This window comes from Paraburkholderia atlantica (genome assembly GCF_000092885.1).
In the GTDB taxonomy this organism is placed as follows: Bacteria; Pseudomonadota; Gammaproteobacteria; order Burkholderiales; family Burkholderiaceae; genus Paraburkholderia; species Paraburkholderia atlantica.
This window is the reverse complement of record NC_014117.1, coordinates 955,787-973,026: the sequence shown is the minus strand read 5'-3', so window position 1 is coordinate 973,026 and position 17,240 is coordinate 955,787. Positions and strand designations below refer to the sequence as shown.

Sequence of the window (17,240 nt, the reverse complement as noted above, 5' to 3'; positions counted from 1 at the left end):
GAGGGGCAGCAAGCCGGGCGCAAGAAGAAGCAGGCGGCGGCAGATGATGAAGCCGCCGCATGAGGCGTGCGCCGTTCAATGAATCAGCGAATCACCGTTACGCAGTCGGAGAGAATCGGCGGCGCGTTCTCGCCGCTCGTCAAGTCATATAGATTGGCGCGCGGACCCTTGGTCCACCACGTATAGCTGCCGGCCTGGTACTTCACGCCGGACGCCGAGACAGTGTTGACGAACAGCATCGACGTGCCTTTCACCGGCAGCACGGCGAAGCTCTGGCCGTTCGACGCGTTCCAGTAAGTGACCTGCAGGATCTTGCCGGTCGCGCACGTGTATTTGCGCGTCTGGTGGTTTTTGCCTTCGATGTTCTTGAACTGCAACGGCGCGGCCGATGCGCCGCCGGAAGATGCCGCCAGCCAGGCCACCATCGATGCTGCCACCGTGAGAAATGCGACACGCCGTGTCTTCATCGAACACCTCGATTGTTGCGGGGGTCAGGCAGGGAAGGCATACCGGCCGCCACGCCGGTCACAGACGGGTTACGGGCAGCTCATGGGCAACTCGCGGACAGCTAACGACGTTTCAAGGATCGATCACGTCGGCGCACGCATCGGTCGGCGCGGCGGCGACGTGCCCGACCACCGGCACGATCTTTAGTCCCGCCGAAGCGACCCGGCAAGGCGCCGCCGCGAGCCCGCAGCCGCTGATACCGGCACACAGCGCGAACGCCACGCCGAGTGCGCCGACCAGGCGAAGCGCGCCGCGCCAAGGATTGCTACGCGATTCAAGCGCCATACGATCCTCTACTCCGATCTTTTTGCCGCGATAAGCCAGCATCGAATCCGGCGTACGCCGCGCGTCGCCGTCTGCCCGTTACTTCGCCGACACCGGCCGAACCGCCGCCGCAGCCTGCTTCGCACGCGAGCGCGCTTCGTCGATATTCTCGCCGGTCGCAAGGGCGACGCCCATGCGGCGTTTGACGAAGCTCTCCGGCTTACCGAACAGGCGCAGGTCCGAGTTGGGCACCGCGAGTGCCGCCGCGACGCCTTCGAACGCGATGCCGGTCTCGTCGCGCCCACCGTAGATCACCGCCGACGCGCCCGGCGCACGCAACGACGTATCGACCGGCAGGCCGAGGATCGCGCGCGCATGCAGTTCGAACTCCGAGAAGCGCTGCGAGCACAGCGTGACGAGCCCCGTGTCGTGCGGACGCGGGCTGACTTCCGAAAACCATACGTCGTCGCCGCGCACGAAAAGTTCCACGCCGAAGAGGCCGCGGCCGCCGAGCGCCGCCGTCACCTTGTGCGCGATCTCGCGCGAGCGCTCGAGTGCGAGCGGGCTCATCGGCTGCGGCTGCCACGATTCGACATAGTCGCCCGCCACCTGCACGTGGCCGATCGGGTCGCAGAAATACGTGCTGACCGCGCCGTTCGCCGGGTCGATCGCGCGCACGGTGAGCTGCGTGATTTCATATTCGAAGTCGATGAAACCCTCGACGATCACGCGCCCGAAATTCACGCGGCCGCCCGCCATCGCGTACTGCCAGGCGGGTTCGATGTCGGCGTCGCGGCGCAATACCGACTGCCCCTTGCCCGAGGACGACATCACCGGCTTCACGACGCACGGATAGCCGACCTTCGCGATGCCCGCGCGCAGCTCGTCGAGCGAATCGGCGAACGCGTACGGCGAGGTCGCGAGGCCGAGCTCTTCCGCAGCGAGGCGGCGGATGCCTTCGCGGTTCATCGTCAGCTGGGTGGCGCGCGCGGTCGGAATCACTTCGGCGAGCGCCTCGGTTTCGATCGCGGCGAGCTCGTCGGTGGCAATCGCCTCGATTTCGGGGACGATCAGATGCGGGCGCTCCTGCTCGACCAGCGCGCGCAGCGCGGCGCGGTCGGTCATGTCGATCACGTGCGCGCGATGCGCGACCTGATGGCCCGGCGCGTTCGGGTAACGGTCGACGGCGATCACTTCGACGCCCAGCCGTTGCAGCGCGATGATCACTTCCTTGCCGAGCTCGCCGGCGCCGAGCAGCATCACGCGCGTCGCGGATTCAGAAAGGGGGGTGCCGATCCGTTGGCCGATCTGCATGGGAACTCCAGATAAAAGTCGGGATGAGGGTGGGATTGGATAGACCGCGATGTTAACATGCGGACCCCTTGCCGCGCGGCGCTCGGGGTGCTCTCAGGATGCGCTTATGAGGCCGTCGCGGTCGGGCGCAAGCGTATCGCCGCGTCGACGTTCGCAGCCGCGAGCGCGTCACCGCTAGCATCGCTCGCGCACGACAAGCTTAGTACGTTACCCTTACGCCTTCGCCAGTTTGAACAGGAACGACGCCATGCTCATCCGCTCCCGCCCGCGACGTCTTGCGCGCATCACTCCGTGCCTGCGCACGGCCGTCGCCGCGTTGAGCATCACCGCGCTTCTCGGTGCCTGCGCGATCCCGAAGCATCCGGATGCATCGGCGCCGCCACCCGATCCGTTCAATCCCGCCGCCGTGCAACTACTCGACGACACCAGCTGGGTGCTGAACTCGTGGAAGAACGCCGACGGCACGGCGCGCGCGGTGCCGGCGAACGATCAGGGCCCGCTCACGCTCACGTTGTCGACCGAAGGCGGCCGACGCCATGCGAGCGGCTTTTCGGGCTGCAACCGCTTCATGGGTTCGTACATGCTGAAGGACGGCAAGCTGAGCTTCGGCACCCTCGCCGGCACGCGCAAGGCGTGCGTGTCGCCGGCCGGCGACATCGAAAAGCCGTTCCTCGAAGCGCTCGAGCGCATCGCTCGCACCGGCGTGCAGATGCGAGCACCGCAGCAGATGCAGCTGATCCTCGACAACGGCGACACGCTGATGTTCGATCGCAGCGACAAGTGATGCGAGTTTGCGCCGCGTTCGGGACTCGCGCCGGCCTTCGAAGCCGCACGCTGCGCCGTTTAAACTCGACGGATCGCGCTTCTCGCGCGCTCCGTCATTCGTAGATCTCTGGTATGCACACGGTAGTTTTCGGCTGGTTCGGCGGGTCGGCCGTCTGGTTCATTCCTCTTTTGTGGCGCCTCGTGAAGTCGGTGCTGCCGGGCGGCGCGGGTCTGCGCGGCCCCGGCACGATCCGGCTGTGGCTCGGCTTCGTCTGCGTGCTGATCGCGAGCTGCACGCTCGAGGGCTCGCTAATCGGCATCGCCGGCGTCAATGGGTTCGGTCATGCGCTCGCCGCGGGGCTTGGGCATTTACTCGGCCATATCGGCACGCCGCTCGCGGCGCTCGCGCTGCTGTTGATCAGCCTGCCGTGGCTGATCGACTTTCGCTGGAGCGAGGTCGCCGCGTGGGCCGACGGCGCGTTCGGCCTCGGTCTGTCGCGCGGACTCGCGAAGCGCGACGAAGATGCGCGCCGCCACCGCTCCGTCGACGACGGCGCGCCGTCGCATGTTTCGCCCGCAACCAACACGATGGCGCCGCGCAATAGCAGGGGTCGCTACGCGCGGCCGACCGTGTGGCGTCCGCCCGCGAGCGGGCGCGGCGCGGGCGCCGCCGCTGCGGCTGGCATCGCGGGTAGCAAGGAGGCTGCCGCCCGTGGCGCCGGCGCAAGCTGGCGCGCCGATGCGGCCGCTAGCGCGGCGCGTGCGCCGGTCAAGCAGATCGAGCCGGTGTTGCGCACAGGGTCGAGCGCGTCGCCGCGTCCGGCAGCGTCGATCGCAACGCAGGCGCCGCAGGTAGACAAAGGCGCGGACATGTCCGCCGCACCATTCGTGCCGACCGAGCCGGTCGCGCCGGCCGGCTGGCTACGCACGACGGAGCCGCGTGCGGCAACGGCGGCGGCGGGATCGCCAGGTGCGTCGCCCGCAGCGGGCATGCCGGTGCGTGATGGCGCTGCGCAGGCCGGCCGGCGCTCGGTCGGCGAACAGCGCGTGGCCGCGCCGTTCGGTTCCAGCGCCGCATTGGCCGCGACGGCCGCCAATGCGTCCGGCGTGTCGGCGCGAGCGGCACAGGCAATGGCGGGCCGGTCCGCAGCGTCCGGTGCTGGGGTCGGCATGACGGCGGGATCGATCAATGCCGCGGGCCGCGGCGGCCGTGCGTCGTCGCTGCCACGTCCGACCGATGGCAGCGCGCCGCTCAATCGCGGCGCGACCGCGCGTCAACCGTTCCCGGCCGCTCAGCGCGCCAACGGCGTCACATTGCCGTCAACAGCGCGCCGGGCTACACCGGACTTCACGCGGACGATGGCGAACGCGTCGACGGTCGAGCCGCCGGCGAGCGTCGAGGAAACGCTGCGCAGCATCGCGGAAAACGCCGCGCGCTGGACCGACATGGCCGGCGTGAGCCTCGCGCGCAGCCGTGGCGCCGATAGCGCGAAGATTGGCGATGTGGAACGTACGTCGACAACGTTCGATGTGCCGCCGACGCAGCGGGACGTGCTGCCTGTCGAAAAGGGCGAGACGGTGTTGCCAGCGCAGTCGCAGCAAGAAGCCGCACCGGTCGAGTTGCCGGCTGAGCATGCTGTTACCGAGTCCGACACGTCAGTCGAGGGCGGCAACGAAGCGGTTGCGCAATGGCCGACCGAACCGCCGGTCATTCATCCGCCGCTCACGGCTGCGCCACAGACGACGACCGCGATCGAGCCGGTGGCCGACGTGGCGGCTGCGGTTGTCGAAGCCGCGATTATGGAGCCACTCTCTGTCGCAGAGACGCCGCATGTTCCCGTGTCTACGGCCCCTGTCACCGGCACGCCCGCGGCTGTCGAGCCGTCGGCATCCCTTGCGGCTGAGCCTGCCGTCGCGGAATCTGCTGTAAGCGCGCCGCAACCCGAGCCTGCGATGGCGACGCCGTTCCAGCGCTTTGCAGCCAGCTTGCAGGACGACGCCAAGCACGAGGACGACCCGGCGATCGAAGACGATTCGCCGCACACGGGGACAAGCACTAGCGTCCCGGCATCGGAAGGGGAAGAATCCGCACGAACCGTCGAACCTGCTTCCGTCGCCTCCTCCACGCCGCTGCCAGCGCCGGCGCCCGTCGTCGAAATCGTCATCGACAAAACGCTCGTGCCTTGGGAGAGCAAGCTCGGCCCGGCCTCGGCTCAACGCGTGGTTGCACCGGCGGACCCGTCGCAAACGGAGGCCGCACCACCGAGCGCAAGCGTGCCGCCGTGGTCCGGCGCGCCCGCATCAGAGTTCGCGAGCGAAAGCGCGCGGCCAGGTGAGCCCGCAACGCCGCCAACGCACCCGACGTCGCACGCCCCTGCCCTGCCGGCTGGGACTGAGCCCGCCAACGAGCCGACGAACGACTCGCCGTCGTCGACCTCGACGAGTGCGCCGAACCCCGCTACGCTGGCGACCGCACCAGCCGTCGTCTCGAATGTGGTCCGTTTCCCGGGCCTCGCCGCGCCGGCGACCAGCCTCCAGCCTTCGATCGGCGCAAACGCGACGCCTGCCACGAACACACCGGCAGCCGAACCGTCACCCACTCTGTCGCCCGCTCCCGCACCCACACCGCAACCGCAGGCCCAACCCGCCAGCGAGCCCGCCGCCCGCGCGCCGCTGCGCGGCCACGCGCCGGTCAACGGCTTCGAGTTCCATGCGCCGGCCGCATCGATGGTCGAACTGCCGACGCTCGATCTGCTCGCCCCCGCCGACGCCGACATCGAACCGATCCCGGACGAAAAGCTCCGCGAAACCGGCCAGCTGATCGAGCAGCGCCTGCAGGAATTCAAGGTGCCGGTGACGGTGGTCGGCGCATCGGCGGGGCCGGTCATCACGCGTTTCGAAGTGGAGCCGGCGCTCGGTGTGCGCGGCAGCCAGATCGTCGGTCTGATGAAGGACCTGTCGCGCGGTCTCGGTCTCACGTCGATCCGCGTGGTCGAGACGATTCCGGGCAAGACCTGCATGGGCCTCGAACTGCCGAACGCGAAGCGTCAAACGATCCGCCTGTCGGAAATTCTCGAAGCAAGCGTCTACCAGAATTCGCACTCGCAACTGACGCTCGCGATGGGCAAGGACATCACCGGCCATCCGGTCGTCGCCGATCTCGCGAAGGCGCCGCATATGCTGGTGGCCGGCACGACCGGTTCGGGCAAGTCCGTTGCGATCAACGCGATGATCTGCTCGCTGCTGTTCAAAGCGACGCCCGAGGAAGTGCGCCTGATCATGATCGACCCGAAGATGCTCGAGCTTTCGGTCTACGAAGGCATTCCGCATCTGCTCGCGCCGGTCGTCACCGACATGAAGCTCGCGGCCAACGCGCTGAACTGGTGCGTCGGCGAAATGGAGAAGCGCTACCGGCTGATGTCGGCGGTCGGCGTGCGCAATCTCGCCGGCTTCAACCAGAAGATCCGCGACACCGAGGCGAAGGGCAAGAAGCTCGGCAACCCGTTCTCGCTGACGCCCGATGCGCCCGAGCCGCTCGCGCCGCTGCCGCTGATCGTCGTCGTCATCGACGAGCTCGCCGACCTGATGATGGTCGCCGGCAAGAAGATCGAGGAACTGATCGCGCGGCTCGCGCAGAAGGCGCGCGCGGCCGGCATTCACCTGATCCTCGCGACGCAGCGGCCGTCCGTCGACGTGATCACCGGCCTCATCAAGGCGAACATTCCGACGCGCGTCGCGTTCCAGGTGTCGTCGAAAATCGACTCGCGCACGATTCTCGACCAGATGGGCGCCGAGTCGCTGCTCGGCCAGGGCGACATGCTGTTCCTGCCGCCGGGCACCGGCTATCCGCAGCGCGTGCACGGCGCGTTCGTCGCCGACGAGGAAGTGCATGCGATCGTCGAGTATCTGAAGCAGTTCGGCGAGCCGCAATACGAGGAAGGCATTCTCGACGGCCCGGCCACCGATGGCGGCGCGGCCCAGGACCTGTTCGGCGAAGCGCCGGATGCGGAAGCCGATCCGCTGTACGACGAAGCGGTGGCGTTCGTCGTGCGCACGCGGCGTGCGTCGATCTCGTCGGTGCAGCGGCAATTGCGCATCGGCTATAACCGTGCGGCGCGGCTCGTCGAGCAGATGGAGACGGCCGGGCTCGTGTCGGCGATGAGCATCAACGGCAGCCGCGAAGTGCTGGCGCCGGGACCGGCGGAATGAGCGGCCGGTGAATAGCCAGGCCGGGTCGGCAATGACACGGTGAAAAAATGGACAGCCTCACGATGTGAGCTGTCCGTTTTTATTTATCCGCGCGCACCGTGCATCATGACGGCGACACCAGCTTGAAATCGACCGGCGAACCGAGCTCGAAATGCTGCTTCGGATTCGGCTCGAGCAGCCCCGTCTGCTGATCGCGCTTGAACACGTAGACGGTGTCGCTCAACTGATTGCCAACGATCAGCCAGTTGCCGGTCGGATCGATGGTGAACTCGCGCGGCGATTTGCCGAGGCTCGACTGCCGGCCGATCTGCTTCAGATGCCCATTGGCGGGATCGACCGAGAAGATCACGATCTCGTTCGCGTCGCCGCGATTGGACGCATACACGAAGCGTCCGTCCGGCGACAGATGGATCGCCGCCGCGGCCACCTGCCCCTTGAAGCCGGGCTCGCTCAAAGGCAACGTCTGCACGAGCTTCAGTCTGCCGTCGTGGTAGTCGAACGTGCTGACGCTCGCCGCGAGTTCGCTCGTCAGATACGCGTGCCTGCCGTCGGCGCTGAAAATCAGATGGCGTGGACCCGTGCCGGCCTTCTGCTGCGCGTAGCCCCAGTCCGTCACGACGAATGGGCCCGCGCCGGTGCTGCTCTGCGGCGCGTAACGGTATGAGTACAGCTTGTCGGCGCCGAGATCCTGCGCGAACAGATAGTGGCCGTCAGGCGAGAACACGGTCGAATGCACGTGCGAGTTGTCCTGCCGCCCTTTCACCGGGCCGCCGCCCTCGTGATGCACGGTCTGCACCGCGGCGCCCACCTGGCCGTTCGTCTGCAGCGGAAACACCGCGAAGCTGCCTCCCGGGTCGGGCGCGACCGAATAGTTCGCGGTCAGCAGATACTTGCCGTCCGGTGAGATGCTCAGATAACACGGATCATTGCCTTCCGACGACACCTTGTTCAGAAACGTCAGCTGGCCGCGCGCGGCATCGAAGCCGAACGCGCTGATGTTGCCGCGCTGCGTGGCCGGGCCGTTGTCGCCTGGCAGTTCGTTGACCGAATAGACGAAGCGGCGGTCGCGGCTCACGACCAGAAACGACGGATTGACCGTCTGTGCGACCGACACCTGGGTCGCCGCGCCGGTCTTCGTATCGAAGCGAAACACGTAGATGCCCTCGCTCTTGCCGCTGGTGTAAGTGCCGACCAGCATCGTATAGACGCCGTCCGCGGGAACCGGGCCAGAATCTTGCGCATACGCGTGCGAAGCAAGCATCGAAACCATGAGCACGAAACCTTTTATTATCGAACCGGCGACGCGGTCCGCGCCCCGCGGACCGGAACCCTGGACGGCAACACTGGCAAGAGCAGAAGTAAAAGCGGAAGTCGGAACTGGGCGCGCGGCAACTCGCCCGGCGGCACGGCGACGGTGAAGCATGAGACCTCCTCGACATCGATTGTCTGTACGGGCTCGCGAACGAGCCCGGGTACGAGCGGTTGTAACGGTGTCTGGTCTGCCGCGCCGCGAAGCGAGCGTCGTTCCGCGTTGTTGTTGTCGAAGTGAGTATAAGAGCGTTAGGTCGGATCATGCAGTGAATCCACCGCTGACGCGCGGGCTGCGCCAGCGGCTTTGGTCCCGCGCGCCGGGGCGTTTTTTCGAGCGTTTTCTCAATCGCGCATCACGCGTATCAACCACGGAGTCTCCATGAACGTCACTCTCAGCCTGGGCCCGCTCGTTTCGCTGATCGCCGGCATCCTGATCCTGATCATGCCGCGCCTGTTGAACTACATCGTCGCGCTTTACCTGATCATCATCGGCATCATCGGGATCTTCGGCGTGGGCTCGTCGCATCTGTGAGCGACAGGCGACGTGATACCGGGCGCGAGTTTGCGCCCGGTATCGAGATGGATTTGCGCGAAGGGAAGCTTCGCGCGGTGCCAGCGGCACTCGCCGCGCCACGCGAACAATCGACGTGACGTGGCGCGACGCAGCGCGAAGATGCGGATACGGAATGCGAAGGCGCGTAGACGCAAGCGACCCGTGCTACGAAAGCTCCTCGCGACCGCTCAGCCGTTCGCCAGCTGTTCGAGCCGCAAACGCCCCTGCAACGACAGCGCGCCGACCGCATAATGATCGGCATTCTGCTGATAGCGCCGGAAGCAGGCCCGCTCGACCAGGAAGGACGCTGCAGCCAACATGCCATTGCGGCTCAGGCCGAGCCGGCCGTGATCGAGTGGCAGCATGGAGTCGCCGGCAAGCTGGCTGGCGGCCGAGAGAATCGTGATGCAATCGGATTTCGAAGGGTTCAGCATGGCTTTCGTCCTCGGAAACGGCGTCTGCATGCGCCATGAGCAAGGCCGATTCGCAGTCCGGCAGGTCACCGGACATCGGCATGAACTTTGATTTTATGCATGGATTTGACAATTTTCCAACCCGCGTTTTGCCGCACTATGCGGTGAACCAAACACTGCCGATCGCGGTCCGGTAATTAACACCCACTCGAAGCGCGGCTGCTGTCGCCGTCCGTAATAACGACTCGTTTTTCGACACGCTTTCCATGCCTTCACACCTCGAAGACTACGCACTCATCGGCGACGGCCATACTGCTGCGCTCATCTCCCGCGAGGGTTCCGTCGACTGGCTCTGCTGGCCGCGCTTCGACTCGGGCGCCTGCTTCGCCGCGCTGCTCGGCACGCCCGACAACGGCCGCTGGCAGATCGCCCCCGCCACCCAGGGCGAACACGGCGCGCCGACCATCACGCGGCGCTATCGGGGCGAAACGCTGATCCTCGAAACCGACTTCGAAACACCCGACGGCGCCGTCACACTGATCGATTTCATGCCGCCCGGCAACGGCTGGTCGGAGCTGATCCGCATCGTCGTCGGCAAGCGCGGCACAGTGCGCATGAAGATGGAACTCGTGCTGCGCTTCGACTACGGCTTCTCGATCCCATGGGTCGACAAACTCAAGCATGACAGCGGCATCAAGGCGATCGTCGGCCCCGACAACGCCGTGCTGCGCACGCCGGTCGAACTGCACGGCGAAGATATGAAGACCGTCGCGGAATTCACGGTGACCGAGGGCGAGCGGGTGCCGTTCTCGCTCGCCTACGCGGCGTCGCATCTGCGCATTCCGCCCGCGCGCGACCCGCACACGTCGCTCGCGCGCACCGAGAACCACTGGCTCGAATGGGCGGCGCGCGGCACCGTCGAAGGACGCTGGGCCGAGCCGATCCGCCGTTCGCTGATCACACTGCGCGCGCTCGCCTACGAGCCGACCGGCGGCATCGTCGCGGCGCCCACCACGTCGCTGCCCGAGAAGCTCGGCGGCACGCGCAACTGGGACTATCGCTACTGCTGGCTGCGCGACGCGACCATCACGCTGCTCGCGATGATGCGCGGCGGCTACTACGACGAAGCGCGCGCCTGGCGCAGCTGGCTCGGCCGCGTGATGGCGGGTGCGCCGGACCAGTTGCAGATCATGTACGGCATCGGCGGCGAGCGACGCCTGCCCGAATCCGAAATCGACTGGCTGCCCGGCTATGAAGGCGCGAAACCGGTGCGCATCGGCAACAACGCGGTCGGGCAGCTTCAGCTCGACGTCTACGGCGAAGTGATGAACGCGCTGCATCTCGCGCGCGTGGGCGGCCTGCAGGCGGACGTTACCGCGTGGAGCGTGCAGCGCGCGATGCTCGAGCATCTGACCAAGATCTGGCGCGAACCCGACGAAGGCATCTGGGAGACCCGTGGTGGCCGCGAGCATTTCACGTTTTCGAAGGTGATGGCGTGGGTCGCGTTCGACCGCGCGATCCGCTCGGCGGAAATGTTCAAGCTCGACGGCCCGCTCGACCAATGGCGCGCGACGCGCGACACGATCCACGCCGAGGTCTGCGAGAAGGCGTGGAATCCGAAGCTGAACGCGTTCTCGCAGTACTACGGCAGCGACCAGCTCGACGCGAGCGTGCTGCTGATGCCTCTGGTCGCCTTCCTGCCGCCGCAGGACCCACGCATCAAGGGTACCGTCGAGGCAATCGAGCGGGATCTGATGCACGGCGGCTTCGTGCTGCGCTACCGCACCAACGAATACGATGATGGCTTGCCGCCCGGAGAGGGCACCTTTCTTGCGTGTTCGTTCTGGATGGTGGATAACCTCGCGCTGCAGGGGCGCGTGCCGGAAGCGATCGAAATGTACGAGCGGCTGCTCGCGCTGTGCAACGACGTCGGCCTGCTGTCCGAGGAGTACGATCCAGCCGAAAAACGTCTGGTCGGCAATTTTCCGCAGGCGTTCTCACACGTGGCGCTCGTGCACACCGGCCTGAACCTGATGAAGCACGAGCAGGAGATGGCGCAGGCAACCGGCCATCCGGCGCATAACGGCATGCGCTCGATGGAGCTTGAGGGTCAGGCAAGCCCTGATAGCGGCGGGGCAGCATCGCCACTAGCATGACGCCGTGACAGTTTGCGTACACTGAATGCGAAAATTGTTGCATTGCACAAGATTGCTTTGTTCGATATTATCGATCCGACTGTCGGCCAACAACAATGTGCCCACAACCAGAATGGCCCGCCGCAACGCTTCACGCGTGTTTGCGAAGCCCAATGCGAACCGCTTAAAACGGAGCAAACATGCTCTATCAACTGCACGAATTCAGCCGGGCGATGTTGAGCCCCCTTACCGCCTGGGCCCAGGCCGCATCGAAATCATTTGCGAACCCGGCCAGTCCCTTAGCCTATGTGCCGGGCGCCACGCGCCTGTCCGCCGGCTACGAACTGCTTTACCGGCTCGGCAAGGATTACGAAAAACCCGAGTTCAACATTCATCAGATTGTTAAGGACGGACATAACATTCCGATCGTCGAGCAGACGATCATCGAGAAGCCATTCTGCCGTCTGATGCGCTTCAAGCGTTTCGCGGACGACAGTGAAGCAGTCAGCCAATTGAAAGACGAGCCGGTCGTGCTGGTTTGCGCACCGTTGTCAGGACACCACGCCACGCTGCTTCGCGATACCGTGCGCACGTTGCTGCAAGACCACAAGGTCTACATCACCGACTGGATCGACGCGCGCATGGTGCCGCTCGAGGCCGGCTGGTTCGGTCTGAACGATTACATCGCGTATATCCAGGAATTCATTCGCCATATCGGGGCGAAGAATCTGCACGTGATTTCGGTGTGCCAGCCGACCGTGCCGGTGCTCGCCGCCATTTCGCTGATGGCGAGCCGCGGCGAGGACACGCCGCGCACAATGACGATGATGGGCGGCCCGATCGACGCTCGGAAGAGCCCGACCGCGGTCAATTCGCTTGCCACGCAGCACTCGTACGAATGGTTCGAGAACAACGTGATCTTCACCGTGCCGCCGAACTATCCGGGCACGGGCCGCAAGGTCTATCCCGGCTTCCTGCAGCACACTGGCTTCGTCGCGATGAATCCGGAGCGTCATGCGGCATCGCACTGGGATTTCTACCAGAGCCTGCTGCGCGGCGACGAAGACGACGCCGAAGCGCACCGCCGCTTCTACGACGAGTACAACGCGGTGCTCGACATGGATGCCGACTATTACCTCGACACGATCCGCGTCGTGTTCCAGGAATTCCGTCTCGCCGAGGGCACGTGGGTCGTCAACGGCGAGCGGGTGCGGCCGCAGGACATCACGACGACCGCGCTGTTTACGATTGAAGGCGAACTCGACGACATTTCAGGCGACGGCCAGACCTACGCGGCGCACGACCTGTGCAGCGGCATAGCGGAGAAGAACAAGCGTCACTTCACCGCGGAGAAATGCGGCCACTACGGCATTTTCTCGGGCCGCCGCTGGCGCACGATCATTTATCCGCAATTGCGCGACTTCATCCTCGAGCACAACAAGACAGCAAAACCGGCGAAAGAAAAAGTCGAAGCCTGAGCATTAAACTTGCAATAGCATATAAAAAGCCAACGGCCTCCTTCGAGGCCGTTGGCTTTTTTATCGCGCTTCATTCGTGATACTGATGTTTGGCCGCGGCAATCATCACCGCGGTACTCCCCGTTACTTTCTCAACAGATACGCGAGCAGCAGTTCGGTATTCATCTGAATCACCTCGCTGCGTTCGGCGGCGCTGCTGAAATCGCGGCCGAGCGTCGCTTCGAGCGTGAAGCGGTTCGACACGATGTAGTAGCCCATGCCCGAAAGCGTCACGTAAAAGCGCAGCGGGTCGATGTTCGTGCGAAACAACCCCGCGCGCTGCCCGCGCTCGAGAATGCCGCCGAGCGTGGCGACGATCGGCGAGATCATTTCGCGTATGCGCGTCGATTTCTGCATATAGCGTGCTTCATGCAGATTCTCGTTGTTGATGAGTCTCAATAACTCAGGATGATCGCGGTAGTAGTCCCACACGAAATGTGCGAGACGCGTAACCGCCTCGACGGGCGCGATTCCGTTGAGTTCGAGCGTGCGTTCCGCTTCATTGAGCGCGCTGAACGCGTGCTCGAGTACAGCGGTGAATAGCTGCTCCTTGCTACCGAAGTAGTAATAGAGCATTCGTTCATTGGTTTCGGCGCGGCGAGCGATCTGATCGACTCGTGCGCCGAACAGTCCTCCATTTGCAAACTCTTCCGCCGCCGCAAGCAAAATGCGGCGCCTCGTGCCTTCAGGATCTCTTTTGATTTTCGGCTGATTCATGGTGGCATCGTCTTCGTGAGCCGCGTTATCCGGATCGCGCCGCCGGCCTCTCCTCGAGCCTTTTTGTTGGCGGCGTTTAGCGGGCGCGTCGTGGTTGGGAAACACACCCTTTTCTGCGGTCTTTCGAATGAAGCGCTTCGATTATGGCACATGGATTGCGAATGGCAATCCGGGAAATCGGCGATAATGTGCTATTTAGTTCAGGTCGTGCGATCGCACGGCAAACCCCCGCGCCGTAACCGTGACAGACGTCAAAACACTCGCGGATCGCATCGAAGATCTGCTGCCCCAAACGCAATGCACGAAGTGCGGTTATCCCGCATGCCGTCCATATGCCGAAGCCGTCGCCAGCGGCGAGGCGAACTATAACCAGTGCCCGCCCGGCGGTGCCGAGGGCATCGCGCGCCTCGCCGCGCTACTCGGCAAACCGGTGATTCCGCTCAATTCCGCCAATGGCGTCGAACGTCCGCGCCCCTTGGCGGTTATCGACGAACAGGTGTGCATCGGCTGCACGCTGTGCATGCAGGCATGTCCGGTCGACGCGATAGTTGGCGCACCGAAACAGATGCACACCGTGATCGCCGAACTCTGTACCGGCTGCGACCTGTGCGTGCCGCCCTGCCCGGTCGACTGCATCGCGATGCTGCCCGTGACCGGCGAGGCCACCGGCTGGGATGCATGGAGCCAGAGCGAGGCAGACGCGGCGCGAGCGCGTCACAACCGCCACGACAGCCGTCTCGCGCGCGAGCGCGACGCCGCCGAAGCGCGTGCTGCGGCGCGGCGAGCCGCGAGTACGAGCGGGCCGGTGGCGGCGGCGTCCGGCGCGGTTGGCGCCAGCGGCGCGACAGCGCCGTCCGAGGCCCCCACCGCCCCGATCGCGGACGACGCCGAAGCGAAGAAACGCGCGATCATCCAGGCCGCGCTCGAACGCGCGCGCAAGAAGAAGGAAGAGCTGGCCGCGAAAGGCCAGGGACCGCTGAACACCGAGAACGTCAGCGCCGACGTGCAGGCGCAGATCGACGCCGCCGAAGCGCGCCGCCGCCGTCTTGGTCTTGCCAGCGGCGAAGACTCACGCGGCTCGCAGCCGTCGTCCAACGAGTCCGGCGAGTCGGAGCCGCCGTCGAACGTGCCGCCGACCGCGCGTTGACCACCCTCGCGCACCCTTCCCCACCCACACGGACCCGCTCCGCATGAACGCGAACAAACGCCGCGCGATCTACGAAACGCTCCAGAGCCTGAATCCGCATCCAACCACCGAGCTCGAGTACACGACGCCGTTCGAACTGCTGATCGCGGTGCTGCTGTCGGCGCAAGCGACCGACGTGTCGGTCAACAAGGCGATGCGCCGGATGTTCCCGGTCGCGAACACACCGCAAAAGGTGTTCGACCTGGGCGAGGAAGGTGTCGCGAGCTATATCAAGACGATCGGCCTGTATCGCACGAAGGCGAAGAACGTGATCGCGACCTGTCGCATTCTGCTCGACCAGTACGGCGGCGAAGTGCCCGAGGATCGCGCGGCGCTCGAAGGGCTGCCGGGTGTCGGCCGCAAAACGGCCAACGTGATCCTGAACACCGCGTTCGGCCATTCGACCATCGCGGTCGACACGCACATCTTCCGCGTCGCCAACCGCACCGGCCTCGCGCCCGGCAAGGACGTGCGCGCGGTCGAAGCAGCGCTCGAAAAATTCACGCCCGCTGAATTCAAGAAGGACGCGCACCACTGGCTGATCCTGCATGGACGCTACGTGTGCAAGGCGCGCCGCCCGGAATGTTGGCATTGCGTGATCGAGCCGCTGTGCGAGTTCCGGCCGAAGACCCCGCCGCCCGATCTGTAAGGGCGGCCCAGCCCGAAACTCCGGACCGCGCAGCGCGCCTGCAGCCCGAACGGCCGCCGCGTAAAATGATGCTTTACATGCAGTGCGCACTGCGTACACACGCTGTCGCGCGCCACGCACGCCCCACTCCCACGCATCCACCGGTCCCACGATGTTCAATCCCAGCCGCGACGAAGTTCGCCTCTTTTTCACCGACACCTGGCGCAAACAGCGCCAAGGCGAGATTCTGACGCCGCTCGAGGCGATCGCCGCCGACTGGATCGTCGAGCATCCGGAATATCACGCCGACCTCGCCGACGCCCCCGCCGCCCAGGCGCAAGACTATTCGCCGGAACGCGGCCAGACCAATCCGTTCCTGCACCTGTCGATGCATCTGGCGATCTCCGAACAGTTGTCGATCGATCAGCCGCCGGGCATTCGCGCCGCGCACGAACGGCTCGCCGCGCGCCTCGGCTCGACGCACGAGGCGCAGCACGCGATTATGGACTGCCTCGGCGAAACCATCTGGGAAGCGCAGCGCACCGGCACACCGCCGGACACGGACGCATATCTGCAGCGTATCGAACGGCGCGCGACGCGCGACTGACAAAACCGGGCGCGACGCCCCGAAAGCAAAACACCCCGCCGAGGCGGGGTGTTTTGCTTTTGAAGCCGCGGCGCGAAACCCGCGCCCTACGCTTACTTCTTCTGCACGAGGTCGCCTTCCAGCGATTCGACGTAAGCAGCGATGTCCTTCATATCGCCTAGCGACAGGCTCTGCACCTGTGCCTGCATGATCGCGTTGTTGCGGCCGAGGTGCGGATTGCCGGTGCCCATCTGGTACTGACGCAGCGCCCAGTACACGTAGTCGGAGTGCTGACCGGCCAGCTTCGGATACTCCGGGCTCACCGGCTTGTTCAGGCCGGGACCGTGGCAGGCCGCGCAGTTATGACTGTCGGCGAGCACCTTGCCGTTGCCCGCGTCAGCCGCGTGAGCGATGTTCGCCACGGCCAGACCGATTACCGCCGCCGCGCCGACCGTCTTGAATACCGTGTGGAGTGCCTGTTGGGGCTTGATCATGAAATCTCCTATCCCGCGAATTGGATGTACTGGTGACCGACGCCGATCACTTGTCGGGATTGTTTTTCGAAGCGGCAGTTTGCGCTGCGTAGTAGGCGGCGATGTCGGCAATGTCCTGATCCGACAGCGACGTCGCGATCGCGTGCATCGTGTCGAAATGGCGGTCGCCCTTCTTGTAGGCGCGCAGCGCGATCTCGAGGTAGGCCTGATTTTGCCCACCGAGCTTCGGCACGCGGAAAACCTCTGGATAAGCCGTGCGGTATTCAGGGATGCCGTGGCAGCCGATACACATCGCGACCTTGTCCTGGCCCGCCTTGGCGTTGCCTACGACATCCGCTGCCTGCGCACTGACCGCGTACCCCGCGAGCACTGACAGCGCTGCGATCACGACGTGTTTGCCGACGAATTTATTCATAGATGTAACCTGGCTTGAGGGGAAACGGGTGCCCACAAAGGCAGCGGTCCGGCCGTTCTTCTTATAGGGTGGCCACGCAGGCCAAAAAAATCGGGCCCATTGTACCGCGACGCCGCGCCGAACGTCCACAACACGCGGGAGCCGCGCAACGCCCGTCTGGACGGGCCGCGCGCGGTGCTCGCAGCGGCTTCGCGATGACGCCACGGCGGGCACCGCAGCGGCTGCG

General features: G+C 65.2%; 16 protein-coding genes and 1 pseudogene. 9 read left to right on the top strand and 8 right to left on the bottom strand.

What is annotated here, in order from left to right; genetic code table 11:
* Positions 1-83 precede the first annotated feature (83 nt).
* The 3 genes from BC1002_RS04335 to purT form a co-directional block, all read right to left on the bottom strand.
* Entirely contained in the window at positions 84-467 is a 384-nt protein-coding gene (locus tag BC1002_RS04335; protein ID WP_013088859.1) for an MliC family protein, read from the bottom strand.
* Between the two features lie 112 nt (positions 468-579).
* Positions 580-792, bottom strand: coding sequence for a DUF6726 family protein (locus BC1002_RS04330; RefSeq protein WP_013088858.1), 213 nt, complete (start codon positions 790-792; stop codon positions 580-582).
* A gap of 78 nt (positions 793-870) precedes the next feature.
* Positions 871-2,085, bottom strand: coding sequence for a formate-dependent phosphoribosylglycinamide formyltransferase (gene purT, locus BC1002_RS04325; RefSeq protein ID WP_013088857.1), 1,215 nt, complete (start codon positions 2,083-2,085; stop codon positions 871-873).
* Positions 2,086-2,332: 247 nt separating this feature from the next.
* Between purT and BC1002_RS04320 the strand changes: the two genes are divergently transcribed.
* The gene (locus BC1002_RS04320) at positions 2,333-2,869 is read left to right on the top strand and encodes an META domain-containing protein (RefSeq protein ID WP_013088856.1); all 537 of its coding nucleotides are present in this window, start codon (positions 2,333-2,335) and stop codon (positions 2,867-2,869) included.
* A gap of 2,606 nt (positions 2,870-5,475) precedes the next feature.
* A pseudogene (locus BC1002_RS39970) lies at positions 5,476-7,059 on the top strand (DNA translocase FtsK); the annotation flags it as partial.
* Positions 7,060-7,162: 103 nt separating this feature from the next.
* Here BC1002_RS39970 and BC1002_RS04310 read toward each other — a convergent pair.
* Complete coding sequence (locus BC1002_RS04310; protein WP_041734303.1) at positions 7,163-8,329, bottom strand: lactonase family protein; 1,167 nt, start codon at positions 8,327-8,329, stop codon at positions 7,163-7,165.
* Positions 8,330-8,749: 420 nt separating this feature from the next.
* Between BC1002_RS04310 and BC1002_RS36050 the strand changes: the two genes are divergently transcribed.
* Positions 8,750-8,902: a DUF3096 domain-containing protein gene (locus tag BC1002_RS36050; protein WP_013088853.1), complete on the top strand. Its 153-nt coding sequence runs from the start codon at positions 8,750-8,752 to the stop codon at positions 8,900-8,902.
* A gap of 209 nt (positions 8,903-9,111) precedes the next feature.
* On the opposite strand, the gene BC1002_RS04305 is transcribed toward BC1002_RS36050, so the two are convergent.
* Positions 9,112-9,357 (bottom strand): hypothetical protein, encoded by a 246-nt coding sequence (locus tag BC1002_RS04305; RefSeq protein ID WP_013088852.1) that lies wholly within the window; start codon positions 9,355-9,357, stop codon positions 9,112-9,114.
* 35 nt (positions 9,358-9,392) lie between these two features.
* On the opposite strand from BC1002_RS04305, the gene BC1002_RS38375 reads away from it, so the two are divergent.
* The 3 genes from BC1002_RS38375 to BC1002_RS04295 all read left to right on the top strand — a co-directional run bounded on the left by BC1002_RS38375 (position 9,393) and on the right by BC1002_RS04295 (position 12,949).
* Positions 9,393-9,533 carry a hypothetical protein gene (locus BC1002_RS38375; protein WP_184139220.1) on the top strand — a complete coding sequence of 47 codons (141 nt, stop codon included), beginning with the start codon at positions 9,393-9,395 and terminating at the stop codon, positions 9,531-9,533.
* A 69-nt stretch (positions 9,534-9,602) separates the two neighbouring features.
* Positions 9,603-11,492 carry a glycoside hydrolase family 15 protein gene (locus BC1002_RS04300; RefSeq protein ID WP_013088851.1) on the top strand — a complete coding sequence of 630 codons (1,890 nt, stop codon included), beginning with the start codon at positions 9,603-9,605 and terminating at the stop codon, positions 11,490-11,492.
* 179 nt (positions 11,493-11,671) lie between these two features.
* Entirely contained in the window at positions 11,672-12,949 is a 1,278-nt protein-coding gene (locus BC1002_RS04295) for a polyhydroxyalkanoate depolymerase (protein WP_013088850.1), read from the top strand.
* 123 nt (positions 12,950-13,072) lie between these two features.
* On the opposite strand, the gene BC1002_RS04290 is transcribed toward BC1002_RS04295, so the two are convergent.
* Entirely contained in the window at positions 13,073-13,705 is a 633-nt protein-coding gene (locus tag BC1002_RS04290) for a TetR/AcrR family transcriptional regulator (protein ID WP_013088849.1), read from the bottom strand.
* 241 nt (positions 13,706-13,946) lie between these two features.
* Here BC1002_RS04290 and rsxB point away from each other — a divergent pair, with 241 nt between their 5' ends.
* The 3 genes from rsxB (at position 13,947) to BC1002_RS04275 (ending at position 16,126) form a co-directional block, all read left to right on the top strand.
* Complete coding sequence (gene rsxB / locus BC1002_RS04285; protein ID WP_013088848.1) at positions 13,947-14,852, top strand: electron transport complex subunit RsxB; 906 nt, start codon at positions 13,947-13,949, stop codon at positions 14,850-14,852.
* 43 nt (positions 14,853-14,895) lie between these two features.
* Positions 14,896-15,540 (top strand): endonuclease III, encoded by a 645-nt coding sequence (nth, locus tag BC1002_RS04280; RefSeq protein WP_013088847.1) that lies wholly within the window; start codon positions 14,896-14,898, stop codon positions 15,538-15,540.
* 151 nt (positions 15,541-15,691) lie between these two features.
* Positions 15,692-16,126, top strand: a complete 435-nt coding sequence (locus BC1002_RS04275) for a DUF1841 family protein (protein WP_013088846.1) — start codon at positions 15,692-15,694, stop codon at positions 16,124-16,126.
* 92 nt (positions 16,127-16,218) lie between these two features.
* On the opposite strand, the gene BC1002_RS04270 is transcribed toward BC1002_RS04275, so the two are convergent.
* Both BC1002_RS04270 and BC1002_RS04265 read right to left on the bottom strand, forming a co-directional pair.
* Positions 16,219-16,599, bottom strand: a complete 381-nt coding sequence (locus tag BC1002_RS04270; RefSeq protein ID WP_013088845.1) for a c-type cytochrome — start codon at positions 16,597-16,599, stop codon at positions 16,219-16,221.
* Between the two features lie 46 nt (positions 16,600-16,645).
* Positions 16,646-17,014 carry a c-type cytochrome gene (locus BC1002_RS04265; RefSeq protein ID WP_013088844.1) on the bottom strand — a complete coding sequence of 123 codons (369 nt, stop codon included), beginning with the start codon at positions 17,012-17,014 and terminating at the stop codon, positions 16,646-16,648.
* Positions 17,015-17,240 lie beyond the last annotated feature (226 nt).

Excerpts from the sequence above, each read along its gene's own strand:
- BC1002_RS04335 (WP_013088859.1), bottom strand. The coding sequence starts at position 467 with ATGAAGACACGGCGTGTCGCATTTCTCACGGTGGCAGCATCGATGGTG.
- nth (WP_013088847.1), top strand. The coding sequence starts at position 14,896 with ATGAACGCGAACAAACGCCGCGCGATCTACGAAACGCTCCAGAGCCTG.
- BC1002_RS04320 (WP_013088856.1), top strand. The coding sequence starts at position 2,333 with ATGCTCATCCGCTCCCGCCCGCGACGTCTTGCGCGCATCACTCCGTGC.
- BC1002_RS04275 (WP_013088846.1), top strand. The coding sequence starts at position 15,692 with ATGTTCAATCCCAGCCGCGACGAAGTTCGCCTCTTTTTCACCGACACC.
- BC1002_RS38375 (WP_184139220.1), top strand. The coding sequence starts at position 9,393 with ATGAGCAAGGCCGATTCGCAGTCCGGCAGGTCACCGGACATCGGCATG.
- BC1002_RS04290 (WP_013088849.1), bottom strand. The coding sequence starts at position 13,705 with ATGAATCAGCCGAAAATCAAAAGAGATCCTGAAGGCACGAGGCGCCGC.
- BC1002_RS04265 (WP_013088844.1), bottom strand. The coding sequence starts at position 17,014 with ATGAATAAATTCGTCGGCAAACACGTCGTGATCGCAGCGCTGTCAGTG.
- BC1002_RS04330 (WP_013088858.1), bottom strand. The coding sequence starts at position 792 with ATGGCGCTTGAATCGCGTAGCAATCCTTGGCGCGGCGCGCTTCGCCTG.
- BC1002_RS04295 (WP_013088850.1), top strand. The coding sequence starts at position 11,672 with ATGCTCTATCAACTGCACGAATTCAGCCGGGCGATGTTGAGCCCCCTT.
- BC1002_RS04305 (WP_013088852.1), bottom strand. The coding sequence starts at position 9,357 with ATGCTGAACCCTTCGAAATCCGATTGCATCACGATTCTCTCGGCCGCC.
- BC1002_RS04310 (WP_041734303.1), bottom strand. The coding sequence starts at position 8,329 with ATGGTTTCGATGCTTGCTTCGCACGCGTATGCGCAAGATTCTGGCCCG.
- BC1002_RS04300 (WP_013088851.1), top strand. The coding sequence starts at position 9,603 with ATGCCTTCACACCTCGAAGACTACGCACTCATCGGCGACGGCCATACT.
- purT (WP_013088857.1), bottom strand. The coding sequence starts at position 2,085 with ATGCAGATCGGCCAACGGATCGGCACCCCCCTTTCTGAATCCGCGACG.
- BC1002_RS04270 (WP_013088845.1), bottom strand. The coding sequence starts at position 16,599 with ATGATCAAGCCCCAACAGGCACTCCACACGGTATTCAAGACGGTCGGC.
- BC1002_RS36050 (WP_013088853.1), top strand. The coding sequence starts at position 8,750 with ATGAACGTCACTCTCAGCCTGGGCCCGCTCGTTTCGCTGATCGCCGGC.